Here is a 16,561-nt window from a genome sequence, read left to right as displayed (position 1 = left end):
TATTCTTCCCTCAGTAATGCACTGATGGATTGCAGGGCCCGTTTTCACGTGCGCTCCAGCATTGCCTGCCGCATCTTTCTGGCGGGTTTGCTGTCAGACATTACACTTCCCGGATCGGGAATATGCCGAAAGCCTTATTGAGGCCAGATCTGGCAAGCCAGAGTAAAGAATCCCGCACGCTGCATCGCTAGCGGGCGCAGACATTTCGCATATCGCTTCATTACTCTTTTCGCCTATCGACAAGAAATGGCCGTGCTTCACCGAGCTTGGGTGAGCGCGGGTTGTAACCGGTTGAGGATTACTTCATTGGCAGTCAGCACTCTTGATACCCATGCGTTATTCGCCCTGGGCGACTTGCGCGGTAAATTGGCCCAGCTGTTCCAGGGCCGCTTTGTCTACGTCACCGAACAAAATCCCGAAGGCCTGTACATGGCCGAAATCGACACCGAAAGCGCATTGGTGGTCGACGACAAGCAGCGCCTCGAACTGAAAGTCGGCGACCACTTCCGCGCCGCCGTGCTGCCCAGCCGGGAAGGTGGCAAGCTGGAAATGCGCTTTCGTGAAATCAAGCTGAACGTCTATGGCGTGGGCGATTACGCCTTTGTTTCGGTACCCGAAGGCGAGGGCATCGTGTTCCGTGAAGGCCACGGCGTGATGCTGGTATTCGCCGCGCAGCAGCAAATACAGGAAGGCCTGGGCAAGTTGCTCAAGGCGGTGACCGGCAAGGTTGCCAAATGGCGCAAAGGTGAACTGACCACCTTCAAGGCCAGTGAATGACCCACGGTGACGACACACCCACCACGCGTGCCGAGTTTCATCGCCAGCACCAGGCGGATGCCGTGGCCGAGGCCCAGCGTTTGCTGGCCAGGCGCGCGGAACTGCAAGGCGCCTGGTTGAACTGGGTAGCCGGCGAATTGTACCGCCTTGGCCCGCCGCCTTATGCGGCCATGGTCCGCCGCGAGTTGCAGCGCCTCAGCCAGGTGTGAGGCGCCTCGTCAGTTGCCTCGATCGCCACCGCTGCTGACTTCTTCCGGTACCGGCTCGTTGGCCATGCGCTTGCGGAACAGCGCTGCCCGGGCCAGCAGCAGGGTGGTGACCGGCACGGTGATGGACAGCAGGATCGGAATCAGCCAGGCGTGCAGCACCGGCGCTTGCTTGAGCCAGGAAAAGTAGGTGATCGAGGCCAGCGCGACGCACCAGGCGCCGATGGTCGAGGCCAGTGCCGGCGGGTGCATGCGCTGGAAATAGTCCTTCAGGCGCACCAGGCCCACGGCACCGACCAGCGCGAACAGGCTGCCGGCCAGCAGCAGCACGGCGGTGACCAGTTCTACCCAGAACGGTAATTGCAGGGGTTCAGTCATTCGATCACCTCACCGCGCAGCAGGAACTTGGCCAGGGCAAACGAGCCGACGAAGCCGAACAGCGCAATCAGCAATGCGCCTTCGAAGTAGGTGTCACTGGCATAACGGATGCCCAGCACCAGCATGGTCAGCATGGCCAGGATGTACAAGTAGTCCAGCGCCAGCACCCGGTCCTGGGCGGACGGGCCGCGGAATAGTCGGATCAGTGCCAGGGCCATGGCCAGGGCGAAGATGAACAGGCTGGCGAGGACAGCATTGGCGAGCAGGCCTGTCATTGGAAAATCTCCATCAGCGGGCGTTCGTAGGTGTCCTTGAAGTGCTGGATGAAGGCCGCCTCGTCGTCCAGGTCGAACACATGCAAGAGTAAAACGCTGCGGTCCAGCGCCAGCTCGGACCAGACCGTGCCTGGCACTACCGTGGTGATCATCGACAGCGCCGCCAGGCCATGCGCATCGCGCAGGCACAGCGGGATGTGCACGAACGCCGAGCGTGGCGGCTGCTTGCCGGCACGCAGCACGCCACGGGCTACCAGCAGGTTGGACATGATCACATCGATGCCGACCCGGCCGATCAGCCGGGCGACGACCAGCGGCCGCCGCACATGGGCATGCTGGGGGCGCAGTGGTGCCATCAGCAGCGGCGCCAGCACGCCAAGCGCAGCACCCAGCAGCAGGTTGCCGGGGCTGAGCGAAAGGTTCAGCAACAGCCACAGCGCAAACAGCGACACCGATAACAGTGGGGCGGGGAACAGTCGGTTCATGGCTGCACCTGTGCGTCGAGCGAGGTCGGGCCGGGGGCTGGTCGGGCGGCCATTACCGCTTGTATGTAAAGCTCGGGAGCCTGCAGGCTGGCGGCGGTGTCCTGGGTATAGCGCAGCAACGGCTCGGCCCTGAGGCTGAGAACCATGCACAGGCCGAGCAGGATGACGATGGGCAGGCATTCATAGCGGCGCAGTAGCGGTGACGGACGCTCTTCGGGCTTCCAGAAACGCTGGATGCCGACTCGGCCAAAGGCAATCAGCGAAGCCATGCCTGACAGGATCAGCAACGTCACCAGGCCCCAGCCGGACGTACCCAGCGGTTGTTCTGGGGGCACGCCGAGCCCCTGCGGGTTGAACAGCGCGCTGATCAGGTTGAGCTTGCCGATAAAGCCCGACAACGGCGGCATGCCGATGATCAGCAGGGCACAGGCGATGAAGCTGAGGCCGAGGAACGCCATGGTCCAGGGGATGATCTGGCCGATCACCACCTGTTGTTCATCATCGAGGTTGATGCCCTTGGGCGGGTGCAGTGACTCCAGCGGCGGCGGCATGGCGTCTTCTTCTTCATCCAGCGGTGCTTCGTTGGCCGAGCGCGAGCGTTCGACCAGTTCGGCGAGCAGGAACAGCGCACACAGCGCCAGGGTCGAGTTGACCAGATAGAACAACGCTGCGCCGGTCAGCGCCGACTGGGCGAAGCCGATCGCGGCGAGCAGGGTGCCGGCCGAGACCAGGATGCTGAGGGCGGCCATCCGCTCCAGGCGTTGTGCCGCCAGGATCGACACCGCCGCCACTGCCAGGGTGACCAGGCCACCGGATACCAGCCATTCGCCACCGAAGTGCGCCGAAGCCCCTGCCTGCCCCGAGAACAGCAGGGTCCACAGGCGCAGCACGGCATACAGGCCGACCTTGGTCATGATCGCGAACAGCGCCGCCACCGGCGCGCTGGCCGAGGCATAGGCCGGTACCAGCCAGAAGTTCAACGGCCAGATACCGGCCTTGGCCAGGAAGGCGATGGCCAGGATGGCCGCTCCGGCATGCAGCAGGCCACGGTCGGCCTCCGGCACCAGCGGGATCTTCAAGGCCAGGTCTGCCATGTTCAGGGTGCCAGTCACGCCATACAGCATCGCCGCGCCGACCAGGAACAGTGACGAGGCAAACAGGTTGATGGCGATGTAGTGCAGGCCCGCACGCACCCGGGCACGGCCTGAGCCGTGCAACAGCAGGCCATAGGAGGCAGCCAGCAGCACCTCGAAGAACACGAACAGGTTGAACAGGTCGGCGGTGAGGAAGGCGCCGTACAGGCCCATCAGCTGAATCTGGAACAGCGCATGGAAACTGGCCCCGGCGCCATCCCAGCGGGCCCGGGCAAACAGCAGGGCACTGAAGCCGATGGTGCCGGTGAGGGTCAGCAGCAGCGCCGACAGGTGGTCGACCACCAGCACGATGCCGAACGGCGCCGGCCAGTTGCCTGGCAGGTAGACGCCGATCGATTCCGCCTGGCCCTGGATGCGCACCCATAACAGCAGGCTGACCGCGATGGCCAGGCCAGTGAAGGTCGATAGCAGGTTCAACCGGGCCTTCAGCTGCCGGTGTTTCTCGCCCAGCAGCAACATTACCGCCGCCGTTACCAGCGGCAGCAGGATGGGCGCGATGATCAGTTGACTCATGCTGCTCATTCGTCACGCTCCCGGCCATCGACGTGGTCGGTACCGGTCAGCCCGCGCGAGGCCAGCAATACAACCAGGAACAGGGCGGTCATGGCGAAACTGATGACGATGGCGGTGAGCACCAGCGCCTGCGGCAGCGGGTCGGTGTAATGCAGCAGGTCCTGGGGCAGGCCGTCCTTGATGATCGGCTCCTTGCCGATGAACAGGCTGCCCATGCTGAAGATGAACAGGTTGACCCCGTACGACAGCAGGCACAGCCCCATGATCACCTGGTAGGTCCGTGGGCGCAGGATCAGCCATACCCCCGAGGCGGCCAGGACGCCGATGGCAATTGCAATCACTTCTTCCATCAGGCAGCTCCCGCTTGGCTGTTTTTCGCCGGGTTGCCCGGGCGGTAGGCGCGCACCGACTGGTGCGCCAGGGCCGTGAGGATCAGCAGGGTCGAGCCGACCACCACGGTGAACACGCCGACATCGAAGAACAGCGCGCTGGCCACGTGCACATCGCCAAGCAACGGCAGGTGCAGGTGGGCGGTATGGGTGGTGAGGAACGGGTAGCCCAACAGCATGGCGCCCGCCCCGGTCAGGGTTGCGCACAGCAGCCCGGTGCCCATCCAGCGCAGCGGGCGCAGGCTCATCTGCGCTTCGACCCACTGGGTGCCAGCCACCATGTACTGCAGGATGAACGCCACCGACATCACCAGGCCGGCGACGAAGCCGCCCCCTGGCTGGTTATGGCCACGCATGAACAGGTACATCGATACCAGCAGGGCGATCGGCAGCAGCAGGCGCACCAGTACTGCGGGCACCATCATGAAGCCCAGGGCAGTGTCGGTGGCATGCCGCGGGTTGATCAGGTCGGTGACCACGTCGGGCGCCAACTGGCGCTGTTGCGACGGCAGTTGCATGCTTTCCTTCGGTGGGCGGAAGCGTCGCAGCAAAGCGAACACGGTCAGCGCAACGGCCACCAGCACGGTGATTTCACCAAGGGTATCGAAGCCACGGAAGTCGACCAGCATGACATTGACCACGTTGGTGCCCCCACCCTGGGGCAGCGCGCGGCTCAGATAGAACGAGGAAATGTCGTTGGGCGTCGGGCGGGTCAACATGGCGTAGGACAGCACCGCCATGCCGCCACCTACCAGCACCGCCAGCAACAGGTCGCGCAAGCGGCGCATGCGCGCACGGTCCAGGCTGCCCGGCAATGGCGATACGCCTTCGATCCGCCGTGGCAGCCAGCGCAGGCCGAGCAGGATCAGCACGGTGGTGACCACTTCCACCACCAGTTGGGTCAGGGCCAGGTCGGGCGCCGAGAACCAGACGAAGGTAATGCAGGTCATCAAGCCGCAGACACTGACCATGATCAAGGCTGCCAGGCGGTGGTACTTGGCCTGGTAGGCGGCACCGATGGCGCAGGCAATCGCAATCAGCCACAACGCGACGAACACGCCCGAGCCGGGAATTTTCGGCCGGTCGCCCCAGCTCAGGCCGCTGTACAACATGGGGATGAGGCCGGCGAAGAAGGCGACGAGTACCAGCATGAACAGCTGCGACTGCAGGCGGCGGCTGGTAACCAGGCGCTCGATGCGCCGCGCCAGCAGCATCAGTTGCACCTGGCCGTGCTCGAACAGGCGCTTGCCGTTGAAACGCTCGATCAGTGGCGGGTAAGGGAAACGGCCCAGGCGCAGTTGTTTGCGTAGCACCAGGTACAGCACGATGCCGCCACTCATGGCCACCAGGCTCATGATCAGCGGCGCGTTCCAGCCGTGCCAGATGGCCAGGCTGTATTCCGGCAGGGTCCCGCCCACCACCGGCAGTGCGGCTGCCGCCAGCAGCGGGCCGACCGACTGGGCGGGGAAGATGCCCACCACCAGGCAGGTCAGCACCAGCAGCTCGACTGGCGCTCGCATCCAGCGGGGCGGTTCATGCGGGGTGTGCGGCAGGTCCTCGGCGCTGGGGCCGAAGAACACGTCGACGGTGAAGCGCAGGGCATAGGCCACGCTGAAGGTGCCGGCCAGGGTGGCGATCACCGGCAGCGTGGCCTCGACCCAGGCGGTGGCACTGATGAACACCGTTTCGGCGAAGAACATTTCCTTGGACAGAAAGCCATTCAGCAAGGGCACACCGGCCATCGAGGCGCTGGCCACCATGGCCAGGGTGGCGGTGTACGGCACCAGGCGGACCAGGCCGCTCAGGCGGCGGATGTCACGGGTACCGCTTTCATGGTCGATGATGCCGGCGGCCATGAACAGCGAGGCCTTGAAGGTGGCATGGTTGAGAATGTGAAACACTGCGGCAACGGCGGCCAGTGGGCTGTTGAGCCCCAGCAGTAGGGTAATCAGGCCCAGGTGGCTGATGGTCGAATAGGCCAGCAGGCCCTTGAGGTCGTTCTGGAACATGGCGGCAAACGCGCCTAGCAGTAGGGTGAGGGCGCCTGCACCGCCGACGATCCAGAACCACTCCTCGCTGCCCGACAGCACTGGCCACAGGCGCGCCAGCAGGAATACCCCGGCCTTGACCATGGTCGCCGAATGCAGATAGGCCGATACCGGGGTCGGTGCGGCCATGGCGTGGGGCAGCCAGAACTGGAAGGGGAACTGGGCGCTCTTGCTCAGGGCGCCGATGAGGATCAGCGGCAGCAGCACCGGGTACAGTGCATGCTGGCGGATGACGTCGCCGGCAGCCAGAACCTTGTCCAGGTCGTAGCTGCCCACCACATGGCCGAGCAGCAGGGCTCCTGCCAGCAGGCACAAGCCGCCCGCACCCGTGACCATCAGCGCCATGTAGGCACCGCGACGGGCGTCGGCACGGTGGTGCCAGTAGCCGATCAGCAGGAAGGAGAACAGACTGGTGAGTTCCCAGAAGAACACCAGCTGGACCAGGTTGCCGGAGATCACCAGGCCGAGCATCGCGCCCATGAAGGCGAGGAAAAAGGCGAAGAAGCGCGGTACCGGGTCTTGTGGCGACATGTAGTAGCGGGCATACAGCGACACCAGCGCACCGATGCCCAGTACCAGCAACGCGAACAGCCAGGCGAAGCCGTCCATGCGCAGCACCAGGTTCAAGCCCAGGCTGGGCAGCCAGAGGAACTCTTCGCGGATCACGCCGCCGTGGGCAACCTGAGGGTACAGCAATGCTACCTGGACAGTGCCGACCAGGGCGACGAGCCCGGCGAGAATGGACTCCGCGTTACGTGCGTTGTGCGGCAGCACGGCTGCCAGGCAACTGCCCACGAACGGCAGGAGCAATAGCACTATCAATGACATAGCGGCCTATTCTGGAGAAGTTTGCCAGGAATCATACGTGCCAGGGGGGTGATCACCAACACGCAAGCTGTCGCAGAATCCTACAAACAGGCTGTGACCAGCTGATTTTTTATAACAGTTTCTTACAAAGCATAGCCGCAGGTTTAGAGAAGGGGCGTGCTGCTAGCGTTCACTCTGTGCTTCCAGCGCTGGCTCGGTTTCGCCCGCGCGGCGCACCTTGAGTTCGCTGACCACCACCGCTATCACGATCAGCAGGCCGCCGAGCAGTGCCACGCCGGGCAAGCGTTCGCCAGCGATACGCCCGACGATCCCGGCCCACACCGGTTCGCCGGCATAGATCAGCGTGGCGCGGGTGGGTGAGACCGATTTCTGTGCCCAGTTCATCGCCACCTGGATCACCGCGCTCATCGCACCCAGGCCCACTGCACTGGCCAACAGCAGCCAGGAAAAATCGGCAATGCGCTCCTGGGTCGGCACGATCATCAGGAATGCCAGCAGCGAGGCGGTCGCCAGTTGCACCACGGTAACCCGGCGCACATCGACCTGGCCGGCATAGCGGCTGATCAGGATGATTTCGCCGGCGATGGCCACCGCGCTGACCAGGGTCACCAGCTCGCCCTCGCTGAAGTGCAGGCTGCCGCCTTCCGGGCCGGCCAACAGCATCAGCCCGGTGAACGCCAAGCCGATACCGATGCTCGGCATCAGGCCCGGCCGGCGGCCCAGCACCAGCCACTGCAACAGCGGCACGAACGGCACATACAACGCGGTGATGAATGCCGACTGGCTGCTGCTGATGGTTTGCAGGCCCATGGTCTGCAGGCCATAGCCAAGCATGATCGACACGCCGATCAGCACGCCGGCCTTGAGTTCGGTGAACGTCAGGCCAGGCAGTGCCCGGGCCGAGACCACCCCCACGAACAGCGCGGCTGCTGCGAAGCGCAGGCCGACGAAGAACATCGGGCCGCTGACGGTCATCACGTTATGCACCAGCAGGAAGGTGCCGCCCCACAGCATGGTGATGAACACCAGCACCAATTCGGCCTTGCTCAGGCGAAAGGTAAGGGCAGAGTTCGGCTTGCTGCTGGGTTGGCTCATGGTCTTGCGCACTCGGAAGGGGCGGCGCACAATCGCCGCAAAGTGGGCAGTATACTGCGCAATCTCGACCTGTGAGCACTATAGTGCACAAAGAATCTTCGCACCGGGCATCGGTGCTGCAGCATGTCAGCCTCAATGTACGCAGCCTGCGCAACGCCGCAGGTATCAGCCAGGCCGCGCTTGCCGAGCGTTCCGGGGTCAGCCGGCGCATGCTGGTGGCGATCGAGGCGGGCGAAAAAAATGTCAGCCTGACTACCCTCGACCTGATTGCCGAAGCCCTGGGCGTGGCCTTCAGCACCCTGATCCAGGCACCCGACCAACGTGACCCAGGCCGTATCGAGGAACTGGCCTGGGCGGGCGAGCACCCGCAAAGCAGGGCGGTGTTACTTGGCAGTAGTCCGGCAAGGCGCGAGGTGGAGCTTTGGGAGTGGACCCTGGCACCGGGCGAGCGCTATTGCAGCGAAGCCGATGCCGAGGGCTGGAGCGAGCAGATCTATGTGGCCGAAGGGCAACTGACACTGATCATCGAAGGGGTCGAGCATTGCCTGCAGCAAGGCCAGTTCCATGTGTTTGCCAGCAATTGCCGGTATGCCTACCGCAATGACGGGGCCGTGGCGGTGCGTTTTGTGCGCAATGTGGTGATTTGACCGAGAGGTCCTGCTGCCTCGCGGGCCTCATCGGCGGCCCTCCCTCAGGCCTGGGGCCAGTGGAGAGGGTGCTGGTTTGCTGGCGATGAGGCCGGTACGCACATCCTGAGGTTCGCGGTCAGTCTCCTATCAGTTCATCGGTCTTGACCACCTTGGCATAGGCAAATGCCAGCGCCGCCATCGCCGCTCCATGCACATCCGCCGCCGGCACCTGCTTGCCATTGAACTCCAGGGGCAAGGTCGCACAGGCATCGTGGGCCACGGTCACGGCGTAGCCCAGGTCGGCCGCGGCACGGGTGGCAGCGTCGATGCACATGTGGCTCATGCTGCCGACGATGGTCAAGGCTTCGATACCATGCTGGTCCAGCGTATGTTCGAGGTCGGTCCCGAGGAAGGCATTGACCTTGTGCTTGAGCACCACCGGCTCGCCCGCTGCGGGCCGGACCTTGGCGTGAATGGCAGCCCCCTGCGAGCCCGGCGCGAAGAACGGCGCATCGCTACTCTCGAACTCATGCCGCACATGCACCACCAGGTCGCCCCGTTGGCGGGCCGCCGCCAGCAGGCGTGCGGCATTGTCGGCTGCCTGCTCAGCGCCATCGAGGGTCCATTTGCCGCCGGGGAAATAGTCGTTCTGAATGTCGATGATGATCAGCGCCTGCTTGCTCATGCTGCCTCCTCTGGCAGTAGTCGTTGGATGCCGTTAGTTATAGGCTGTTGCCACTGACCTGAGGATTGGCGCAAACGACACTATGCGGGCAAAAACTGACAATGCCACCAGCCTGGATATCGGCCTGCTGCTGTACCAGGGCGCGCAGCGTGCTGCCGTACATGGCCTGGCCGACCTGTTTCTGGTGGCCAACCGGGTAGCTGCCGAACTGGGGGCCGTCGAGTTGCCGCGGGTACGCGTGAGCTTCTGGCAGGCCGACGAGACGGGGCAATTGCAGCCTGCCCCCGAGAGCCCGGGCGTCGCGGTGTCTGATCTGCGTGTGCTGATCATACCGCCGAGCCTGGAGTCGGCACCGCAAGCCGAACTGCTGGAGCGCCACCGTGCGTCGTTGCGCGAGCTGCACGGGCGCGGCGCGGTGCTGGCGTCGGTGTGCATCGGTGTGTTTTTCATTGCTGCCAGCGGACTGCTCGATGGGCGCCCGGCCTGTACCCACTGGAACTACGTGCAAGCGCTGGCCCAGCGGTTTCCCAGGATACGGGTCGAGACCCAGCAGCCCTTGCTCGATGACGGTGACCTGATCACCTCGGCCGGCTTGATGGCCTGGACCGACCTGGGCTTGCGTTTGCTGGAACGTTTCATGGGAGCGACCTTGGCACGCGAGACCGCCCGTTACCTTGCCGTGGAACCGGTGGCGGCGCCGCTGCCTGGTGCCGTGTTCCGCCCGCGTCTGGAGCATGGCGACGAGGCGGTGCTGAAAGTCCAGCACTGGCTGCAAGGCAATGCTGGGCAGGATGCCGACCTGGCCGGCATGGCAGCATGCGCGGGGTTGGAGGCACGCACCTTCCTGCGCCGTTTTCGTGCCGCAACGGGGTTACGGCCGACCGAGTACTGTCAGCAAGTGAGGGTAGGGCGCGCCTGCCGCTTGCTGGAGTTCACCCGGCGCAGCGTCGATCAGATCGCCTGGGGTGTCGGTTATCAGGATCCGGGCGCGTTTCGCAAAGTGTTTCAGCGAATAACCGGCCTGACCCCGAGTGATTATCGCCGGCGCTTTGCAGTATCCGGCCAGGGCGAGTGCAGCGGATCTGCGGCGGAAAAACGCTTGACCTTGACATAACTTGAGGTTTTACCCTGCCCGGCATCGCGCTGCATGCGTCCGTAGCAAGGAGACTGCTCATGATGGCAACACCTAATGCCCTGTGGTTTACCCAGATGATCGAATATGAAGTGCCCGGTGTCCGCCAGCAGGCATTGGCCCAGGCGCTGGTGGCGCGCAGCGAGGAGCTGGCCACACGCTGTGCAGGGTTGCAGGGGGTCAGTATCCAGGCCAGTGATGATGGCAGCCGAGTGTTGCAGTACTTGCAATGGCAGTCCCGCCAGGCGTGGGCGGCGGCCGCCGTGTATTTCGTCGACGAGCCGTTTCTCGAACTGCTTGCCCAGCATCAGGCGCGTGGCGTCAGATTTGCCGCCTATCAGACCCTGCGCAGCCTGGTGCGAGGGGCCGATGGCGGCCTGCATTGCCAACTGAGCGAGGCTCAGGCATACCAGGGCGCATAGTGCGGGTAGCGGTCCAGGCGGGCGCCGATGACCATTTCGCTGATCCAGGATGCCAGGATCGAGCTGTAGGCTTTCTGGCTCGCTTCGCTGGACAGTGCGTGGTCGGCACCGTCGACGATGCGGTGTGTGAGCGAATGGGCGCTGACGAATGCCGAGCGGTAACTCATCAGTGTACTGTGCGGCACGTAGTCGTCCTGTTCGGACTCCACCAGCAACACATCGCCAGCGAACTCGGCGCAGGCTGCCAGGGCGCGGTTGTCTGCCGGGCCGAGCGGGCGCTGGCGGTAAGCGTTAAGGCGCTGCCTGTCCAGGGTCTGCTTGGGAATGTGCCATTCTTCGTCCCAGTACATCGCTGGTACGCGCAGGGCCAGCCATTTGACCGGCCGCTCGCGGGTCAGCAATGTGGCCAGGTAGCCGCCATAGCTGCTGCCGATGATGGCGATGGCGCTGCTATCGACGGCCGGGTGGCTGACCAAGCGGTCGTAGGCCACCACCAGGTCCATGAGGTTCTGTTCGCGGGTAACGGTCAGCCGTTGGCTTTCGGTCTTTTCGTGGCCGCGCAGGTCGAAGGTCATGCAGACGCAGCCCAGCCCGGTAATATGCCGCGCGCGAGCCAGGTCGCGCTGCTGGCTACCGCCCCAGCCATGCACGAAGAGAATGCCCGGCATCTTGCTGCCAGGGCTGACCAGGGTGCCGACGATGCTGTCATCCTCGACCTGCAGTTCAACGGTTTCACTCTGAATGGTCATAGTCGCGAATCCGCGCAAATTTGCTGAGTTGTCCGAGTTCACTGTCGTTTCCTTGATAGAAGAGGGTGGCGTCAGTGGGCAATTCAGGGGTGCCGAATACTTCATGGGTCGAAGCCCGTACCTGTTGCAATGCCGGATCGTCGGCAAAGGCTTGCAAGGCCAGCAGCTCGGCAGTGCTGGCGCCGCCCAGCCGCCAGGATTGTTCGAGTACGCCACTGCGCAAGTGGCCCTGGCCATTGTGGCCGCGGGCGATGTCATAGTTGCGCCGCGAGGCGATGAAGCCAGGCAGGTGCCGTTCGGCTGCCTGCTCGTAGACGATTGCCTGGTTGATGGCCAGGCGCAGGTGTTCCTCCAGCGGTAGCTGCAGCAGCGCCTCGTAGCCGCCGCGCACCACCACCAGGTCGGAGCCACCGTAGACTTCGGCGCCCTGGTGATCGTGGGTCAGGTGCTGGGTGCCGTGGTAACTGCAGGTCTGGCCGGCGACGCGCACCTGGCCGACGCTGAAGGTCTGCACCTCGCTCAGGTCTTCTTCCAGTACCAGCCCCCACAGGGCCAGCTCCTGCTCATCCATACCGGCCAGCAGCGGCTCCAGCGCATCCAGCGTGGTGACGACCTGCTGCCCGCGACCTGCGCAAGCCAGCACGGGCTTGATCCGCAATGGGCCGTCCAGCAGTAGCAGCTGCGCGGCATTACGTGCGTCGGCTTTGCTGAACACCGTGTAGCCGCGCAACAGGGCGTCGCTGGCTTGCCGGGCGAAGGCATCGGTCCAGCCTGGAGGGAAACTGGCGCCGGCCGGCAATGGGTGGGAGATCGCCTTGGTCGCCATGTAGGGATAGGTGACCAGGCCACCGAACAGGTCGTGCTCGCTGCAAATGCCCAGGGTGGCCTGGCGCTTGGGGTCGACCAAGGTTTCGGTAGGCAGGTAGTAATAGCCATCGCTGGCTGTCGGCGGCTGGCTGGGCTGCACGTGTGGGCAACCCAGCAGGCGGGCCAGGCCTTCGGCGAGCTTGAGATGCACGGCATGCTCGTGGTCAGGGGTGTGCACGCGGGTGTCGAGCAGCACCACACCGCTTTTAGGGGCGCAGACATCGGGCATGGTCATTTGCCTGTATGCAGTGAATGTATCTGTGTGAAGCCGTTACTTTGGCGAAGTTCAGCCGGACTTGATCGGTGGTCCCAGCCGCACTGTAGGAAATGTCCCGCTTGCGCAGGGCGTGGCGGGCAATGCATGCCGCGTGTCGGTCGCCACGATTGCAGGGCATCGACGGCTGTTCCATTATCGGCACACTGGATCAACCGTGATGTAGCCGCAGGAGAGCGCATGAACGTTCAGACCAACCTTGGGCAAAGCGTGCCACAGCGCCTGGCGCGCGTGCGCCAGGTCATGACAGCAGAAGGCATCGATGCCTTGCTGGTACCTTCGGCCGACCCCCATCTTTCCGAATACCTGCCGGCATACTGGCAAGGGCGCCGGTGGCTGTCTGGCTTCCACGGTTCGGTCGGCACGCTGGTGGTCACGGCTGGCTTTGCCGGGTTATGGGTCGATAGCCGCTATTGGGAGCAGGCGGAGCACGAGCTGGCAGGCAGCGGCATCGAGTTGATGAAGCTGTTGCCAGGCAAACCCGGCGCGCTGGAATGGCTGGGCGATCACGTCAAGCCCAACGGCAGCGTGGCGGTGGATGGTGCCGTCATGGCCCTGGCTTCGGCACGCCAGCTAGGCGACCGGTTGAAGCTGCGTGGGGCGCGGCTGGTGACGGATAAGGACCTGCTCGAACAGGCCTGGGACGGGCGCCCGGCGCTGCCGGGCAACCCGGTTTACCAGCACTTGCCACCGCACGCCACGGTGAGCCGGGCAGAAAAACTCAAGCAGTTGCGCCAGAGCCTGCAGGCCAAGGGCGCCGACTGGCACTTCATCGCCACCCTGGACGACATCGCCTGGCTCTTCAACCTGCGCGGCAGCGATGTCTCCTACAACCCGGTGTTCATGGCCTTTGCCCTGATCAGCCAGCAGCAAGCCATCCTGTTCGTCGGCCAGGACAAGCTCGATGACCATCTGCGCCAGGTATTGGCAGTGGATGGCATCGAGGTGCGTGACTACGCCGAAGCCGGCAGGGCGCTCGGCGCCCTGCCGGGCGGCAGCCGTTTGCTGATCGATCCGGCGCGGGTCACCTGTGGTCTGCTGGATAACCTGCCCGGCGCGGTTGAGCTGGTCGAAGGCATCAACCCCACCACCCTGAGCAAGGCGTGCAAAGGTGAAGACGACCTGGTGCACATTCGCCAGGCGATGGAGCAGGACGGCGCGGCCCTGTGCGAATTCTTCGCCTGGTTCGAGGCCAGCCTCGGTCAGGAAACCATCACCGAGCTCACCATCGACGAGCGGCTGAGCGCTGCGCGTGCCCGTCGCCCGTGCTTCGTTTCGTTGAGCTTCGCGACCATTGCCGCCTTCAATGGCAACGGCGCCATGCCGCATTACCGCGCCACCGAACAGTCGCACGCGGTGATCGAGGGCGATGGTTTGCTGCTGATCGATTCGGGTGGGCAATACCTGGGCGGTACCACCGACATCACCCGCATGGTGCCGGTGGGCAACCCCAGCCTGCAGCAGAAGCAGGATTGCACGCGCGTGCTCAAGGGCATGATTGCCCTGTCGCGCGCCAGCTTCCCGCGTGGCGTGCTGTCACCGTTGCTCGACGCCATTGCGCGGGCACCGATCTGGGCTGACCAGGTGGATTACGGCCATGGCACAGGGCATGGGGTGGGTTACTTCATGAACGTGCACGAGGGGCCGCAGGTGATTGCCTATCAGGCGGCGCCGACACCGCAGACTGCAATGCAGCCGGGCATGATCAGCTCGATCGAGCCAGGCACCTACCGCCCGGGGCAATGGGGTGTGCGCATCGAGAACCTGGTCGTCGCCCGCGAGGCCGGCAAGAGCGCCTTCGGCGAGTTCCTCGACTTCGAAACCCTGACGCTGTGCCCGATCGACACCCGTTGCCTGTTGCCCGAGCTGCTGGCGAAGGACGAGCTGGGCTGGTTGAATGGCTATCACGTCCAGGTGCGCGAGCGCCTGGCACCCTTGCTCAAGGGCGAAGCGCTGGCCTGGCTTGAGGCGCGCACAGCGCCGTTGTAGGACAAATGAAAAGGGCAGCTTGCGAGCTGCCCTTTCTTCTACTTGCAGATGACGATCATGCTGCGGCTGGTGTAGCCCGCCGGGTTGATGCCGAACAAGTAGTCACCCGCTTCTTCATCGGTATCGCCCGAGCGTGCAATGACGCGATAGCCACGTGTGCTGCAGGCGCTCGCAGCCTTGCTGTAGCAGTTGTCCCATGAGGAGGAAAGGCCGGAACAATTGATGTGCAGGCCCTTCTTGCCCCTTTTGACCTCGGTCTTGGCCGTGGCGGCGCATCCAGCAATGGCCAAGATGGCCAGGATGAGAAAAATACGTTTCATTCCTGTCCTTAAATGCGGGGCGGATCAGCTGCCTGGCCCCGTCGTTATCGCTTTGGTTCTTCCTGAAATTTCCCCAGCGTCCGTGTTCTGTTCAGTAGATAGCTTAGAGATGATGATTTTGTGACAGCTTAATCAGCGAGGCGGGCCGCCACAATCACTATTCTTATCTCAAATGAAAATATTTCTCATGTCAGTCTGCGGCGACCGCCGGGCTGGGCTCCTTGCGCATGGACAAGGTGGTGCCGACCGAGGCCATGATGATCGCCAGAATCGCCAGCCATTGAGTGAGCGTCAGCACTTCGCCGAGCAACAGCAGGCCGGAGAGTGCCCCGAACGCCGGTTCGATGCTCATCAGGGTGCCGAACGTGCGTGCCGGGATGCGTGTGAGTGCGACCATTTCCAGGCTATAGGGCAGGGCAGTGGACAGAACTGCAACGCCCAGGGCCATGGGGATCACGGCGGGTGTGAGCAATGTGCTGCCAGCGTGGGCGATACCGATGGGCGCGACGAACAGGGCAGCGACTACAACCCCCAGCGCGGCAGTCTGGATGCCGTGTTCGGCCCCGGCGCGTTGGCCGAACAGGATGTACAGGGCCCAGCATACCCCGGCGCCCAGGGCGTAGGCAGCGCCGACCGGGTCGAGCGCCTGCCCGCCATCAGCGGCCGGTAGCAATAGCAGCAGGCCGACGATGGCCAGGGCAATCCACAGGAAGTCGATTGGCCGCCGCGAGGACAGGATCGCCACGGCCAATGGCCCGGTGAACTCCAGTGCCACGGCGATGCCGACCGGTACCGTGCGCAGCGCCATATAGAAGAGGAAGTTCATGCCGCCCAGGGCCATGCCATAGATGATTACGTTACGCAGGGTGTGGGCAGTCATGCGCACCCGCCAAGGGCGCAAAATCAGCAGCATGATGATGCTGGCGAAGATCAGGCGGAGGGTGGTGGTGCCTTGGGCGCCGACGATGGGAAACATGCTTTTCGCCAGAGAGGCACCGGACTGTATCGATGCCATGGCGATGAGCAGCAGGCCGATCGGAAAGAGGGTAGCGGCCAGGCTGCGAGGCTGGGTGTTCATTTCTGTGCGGCGATCCTTGGCAGGTTGAGGATGCGCACTATAGTGCGCATCCGGGCTGAAAGGGAACAGCCAAGGCGGACAGTGGCGAAACAGATAATTGAAATTAAAGGTTGACCGCCTCGAATATCACCCTATAATGCGCCCCACTCCAACGCGGTAGCGAAGCAAAGCAAGCCAACCCGTTGAGTCAAGTGTTTGAAGCTAAACGAGTTTCTCGCAAAAAACTTCAAAATAAACGCTTGACAGCAAATGAGGAAAGCGTAGAATG

Annotated in this window: 18 protein-coding genes; 6 read left to right on the top strand and 12 right to left on the bottom strand. The window is 63.7% G+C overall.

Annotation, left to right across the window (positions count from 1 at the left end):
- Positions 1–306 precede the first annotated feature (306 nt).
- The gene (locus HU760_RS16380) at positions 307–777 is read left to right on the top strand and encodes a hypothetical protein (protein ID WP_170029162.1); all 471 of its coding nucleotides are present in this window, start codon (positions 307–309) and stop codon (positions 775–777) included.
- Positions 774–986 carry a hypothetical protein gene (locus HU760_RS16375; RefSeq protein ID WP_186678325.1) on the top strand — a complete coding sequence of 71 codons (213 nt, stop codon included), beginning with the start codon at positions 774–776 and terminating at the stop codon, positions 984–986. Before HU760_RS16380 ends, HU760_RS16375 begins: the two co-directional genes overlap by 4 nt.
- Before the next feature lie 9 nt (positions 987–995).
- Here HU760_RS16375 and HU760_RS16370 read toward each other — a convergent pair whose 3' ends face one another.
- From HU760_RS16370 to HU760_RS16340, 7 genes are all read right to left on the bottom strand, one after another.
- A complete protein-coding gene (locus tag HU760_RS16370) occupies positions 996–1,361 on the bottom strand; it encodes a Na+/H+ antiporter subunit G (protein ID WP_186678322.1) in 366 nt (121 codons plus the stop codon).
- The gene (locus HU760_RS16365) at positions 1,358–1,636 is read right to left on the bottom strand and encodes a K+/H+ antiporter subunit F (protein ID WP_003259015.1); all 279 of its coding nucleotides are present in this window, start codon (positions 1,634–1,636) and stop codon (positions 1,358–1,360) included. The genes HU760_RS16370 and HU760_RS16365 overlap by 4 nt, the downstream gene beginning before the upstream one ends.
- Positions 1,633–2,121, bottom strand: coding sequence for a Na+/H+ antiporter subunit E (locus tag HU760_RS16360; protein ID WP_186678320.1), 489 nt, complete (start codon positions 2,119–2,121; stop codon positions 1,633–1,635). Before HU760_RS16360 ends, HU760_RS16365 begins: the two co-directional genes overlap by 4 nt.
- Positions 2,118–3,797 carry a monovalent cation/H+ antiporter subunit D gene (locus HU760_RS16355; protein WP_186678318.1) on the bottom strand — a complete coding sequence of 560 codons (1,680 nt, stop codon included), beginning with the start codon at positions 3,795–3,797 and terminating at the stop codon, positions 2,118–2,120. Before HU760_RS16355 ends, HU760_RS16360 begins: the two co-directional genes overlap by 4 nt.
- Positions 3,794–4,138 (bottom strand): Na+/H+ antiporter subunit C, encoded by a 345-nt coding sequence (locus tag HU760_RS16350; RefSeq protein ID WP_170029168.1) that lies wholly within the window; start codon positions 4,136–4,138, stop codon positions 3,794–3,796. The genes HU760_RS16355 and HU760_RS16350 overlap by 4 nt, the downstream gene beginning before the upstream one ends.
- Positions 4,138–7,053 carry a monovalent cation/H+ antiporter subunit A gene (locus HU760_RS16345; protein WP_186678316.1) on the bottom strand — a complete coding sequence of 972 codons (2,916 nt, stop codon included), beginning with the start codon at positions 7,051–7,053 and terminating at the stop codon, positions 4,138–4,140. Before HU760_RS16345 ends, HU760_RS16350 begins: the two co-directional genes overlap by 1 nt.
- 162 nt (positions 7,054–7,215) lie before the next feature.
- Positions 7,216–8,148: a DMT family transporter gene (locus tag HU760_RS16340; RefSeq protein WP_186678314.1), complete on the bottom strand. Its 933-nt coding sequence runs from the start codon at positions 8,146–8,148 to the stop codon at positions 7,216–7,218.
- A gap of 83 nt (positions 8,149–8,231) precedes the next feature.
- Between HU760_RS16340 and HU760_RS16335 the strand changes: the two genes are divergently transcribed.
- A complete protein-coding gene (locus HU760_RS16335; RefSeq protein WP_186678312.1) occupies positions 8,232–8,795 on the top strand; it encodes a helix-turn-helix domain-containing protein in 564 nt (187 codons plus the stop codon).
- 118 nt (positions 8,796–8,913) lie between these two features.
- Here the strand turns inward: HU760_RS16335 and HU760_RS16330 are convergent, their stop codons facing one another.
- A complete protein-coding gene (locus HU760_RS16330; protein ID WP_186678310.1) occupies positions 8,914–9,462 on the bottom strand; it encodes a cysteine hydrolase family protein in 549 nt (182 codons plus the stop codon).
- Positions 9,463–9,544: 82 nt separating this feature from the next.
- Between HU760_RS16330 and HU760_RS16325 the strand changes: the two genes are divergently transcribed.
- Positions 9,545–10,576, top strand: a complete 1,032-nt coding sequence (locus HU760_RS16325) for a GlxA family transcriptional regulator (RefSeq protein ID WP_186678308.1) — start codon at positions 9,545–9,547, stop codon at positions 10,574–10,576.
- 59 nt (positions 10,577–10,635) lie between these two features.
- Positions 10,636–11,016: an antibiotic biosynthesis monooxygenase gene (locus HU760_RS16320; RefSeq protein WP_186678306.1), complete on the top strand. Its 381-nt coding sequence runs from the start codon at positions 10,636–10,638 to the stop codon at positions 11,014–11,016.
- Here the strand turns inward: HU760_RS16320 and HU760_RS16315 are convergent.
- Together HU760_RS16315 and HU760_RS16310 are read right to left on the bottom strand one after the other, a co-directional pair.
- Positions 10,995–11,765, bottom strand: coding sequence for an alpha/beta hydrolase family protein (locus tag HU760_RS16315; protein ID WP_186678295.1), 771 nt, complete (start codon positions 11,763–11,765; stop codon positions 10,995–10,997). The genes HU760_RS16320 and HU760_RS16315 overlap by 22 nt on opposite strands.
- Positions 11,749–12,867, bottom strand: coding sequence for a DUF3182 family protein (locus tag HU760_RS16310; RefSeq protein ID WP_186678292.1), 1,119 nt, complete (start codon positions 12,865–12,867; stop codon positions 11,749–11,751). The genes HU760_RS16315 and HU760_RS16310 overlap by 17 nt, the downstream gene beginning before the upstream one ends.
- 219 nt (positions 12,868–13,086) lie before the next feature.
- Here HU760_RS16310 and HU760_RS16305 point away from each other — a divergent pair, with 219 nt between their 5' ends.
- On the top strand, positions 13,087–14,895 hold the full coding sequence (locus HU760_RS16305; RefSeq protein WP_186678289.1) for an aminopeptidase P family protein: 1,809 nt from the start codon (positions 13,087–13,089) through the stop codon (positions 14,893–14,895).
- A 38-nt stretch (positions 14,896–14,933) separates the two neighbouring features.
- Here the strand turns inward: HU760_RS16305 and HU760_RS16300 are convergent, their stop codons facing one another.
- Both HU760_RS16300 and rhtA read right to left on the bottom strand, forming a co-directional pair.
- Entirely contained in the window at positions 14,934–15,215 is a 282-nt protein-coding gene (locus HU760_RS16300; RefSeq protein ID WP_186678286.1) for a hypothetical protein, read from the bottom strand.
- Positions 15,216–15,405: 190 nt separating this feature from the next.
- A complete protein-coding gene (rhtA, locus tag HU760_RS16295; RefSeq protein WP_186678284.1) occupies positions 15,406–16,293 on the bottom strand; it encodes a threonine/homoserine exporter RhtA in 888 nt (295 codons plus the stop codon).
- Positions 16,294–16,561: the final 268 nt, after the last annotated feature.

Source organism: Pseudomonas oryzicola, assembly GCF_014269185.2.
GTDB lineage: Bacteria > Pseudomonadota > Gammaproteobacteria > Pseudomonadales > Pseudomonadaceae > Aquipseudomonas > Aquipseudomonas oryzicola.
The sequence above is the reverse complement of the archived record's forward strand: the minus strand, read 5'-3'. Positions and strand labels throughout refer to the sequence as shown.

Coding starts and splice junctions, on each gene's coding strand:
- HU760_RS16315 (WP_186678295.1), bottom strand. CDS start 11,765: ATGACCATTCAGAGTGAAACCGTTGAACTGCAGGTCGAGGATGACAGC.
- HU760_RS16325 (WP_186678308.1), top strand. CDS start 9,545: ATGCGGGCAAAAACTGACAATGCCACCAGCCTGGATATCGGCCTGCTG.
- HU760_RS16305 (WP_186678289.1), top strand. CDS start 13,087: ATGAACGTTCAGACCAACCTTGGGCAAAGCGTGCCACAGCGCCTGGCG.
- HU760_RS16300 (WP_186678286.1), bottom strand. CDS start 15,215: ATGAAACGTATTTTTCTCATCCTGGCCATCTTGGCCATTGCTGGATGC.
- HU760_RS16340 (WP_186678314.1), bottom strand. CDS start 8,148: ATGAGCCAACCCAGCAGCAAGCCGAACTCTGCCCTTACCTTTCGCCTG.
- HU760_RS16355 (WP_186678318.1), bottom strand. CDS start 3,797: ATGAGCAGCATGAGTCAACTGATCATCGCGCCCATCCTGCTGCCGCTG.
- HU760_RS16365 (WP_003259015.1), bottom strand. CDS start 1,636: ATGACAGGCCTGCTCGCCAATGCTGTCCTCGCCAGCCTGTTCATCTTC.
- HU760_RS16360 (WP_186678320.1), bottom strand. CDS start 2,121: ATGAACCGACTGTTCCCCGCCCCACTGTTATCGGTGTCGCTGTTTGCG.
- HU760_RS16375 (WP_186678325.1), top strand. CDS start 774: ATGACCCACGGTGACGACACACCCACCACGCGTGCCGAGTTTCATCGC.
- HU760_RS16350 (WP_170029168.1), bottom strand. CDS start 4,138: ATGGAAGAAGTGATTGCAATTGCCATCGGCGTCCTGGCCGCCTCGGGG.
- rhtA (WP_186678284.1), bottom strand. CDS start 16,293: ATGAACACCCAGCCTCGCAGCCTGGCCGCTACCCTCTTTCCGATCGGC.
- HU760_RS16310 (WP_186678292.1), bottom strand. CDS start 12,867: ATGACCATGCCCGATGTCTGCGCCCCTAAAAGCGGTGTGGTGCTGCTC.
- HU760_RS16370 (WP_186678322.1), bottom strand. CDS start 1,361: ATGACTGAACCCCTGCAATTACCGTTCTGGGTAGAACTGGTCACCGCC.
- HU760_RS16320 (WP_186678306.1), top strand. CDS start 10,636: ATGATGGCAACACCTAATGCCCTGTGGTTTACCCAGATGATCGAATAT.
- HU760_RS16330 (WP_186678310.1), bottom strand. CDS start 9,462: ATGAGCAAGCAGGCGCTGATCATCATCGACATTCAGAACGACTATTTC.
- HU760_RS16345 (WP_186678316.1), bottom strand. CDS start 7,053: ATGTCATTGATAGTGCTATTGCTCCTGCCGTTCGTGGGCAGTTGCCTG.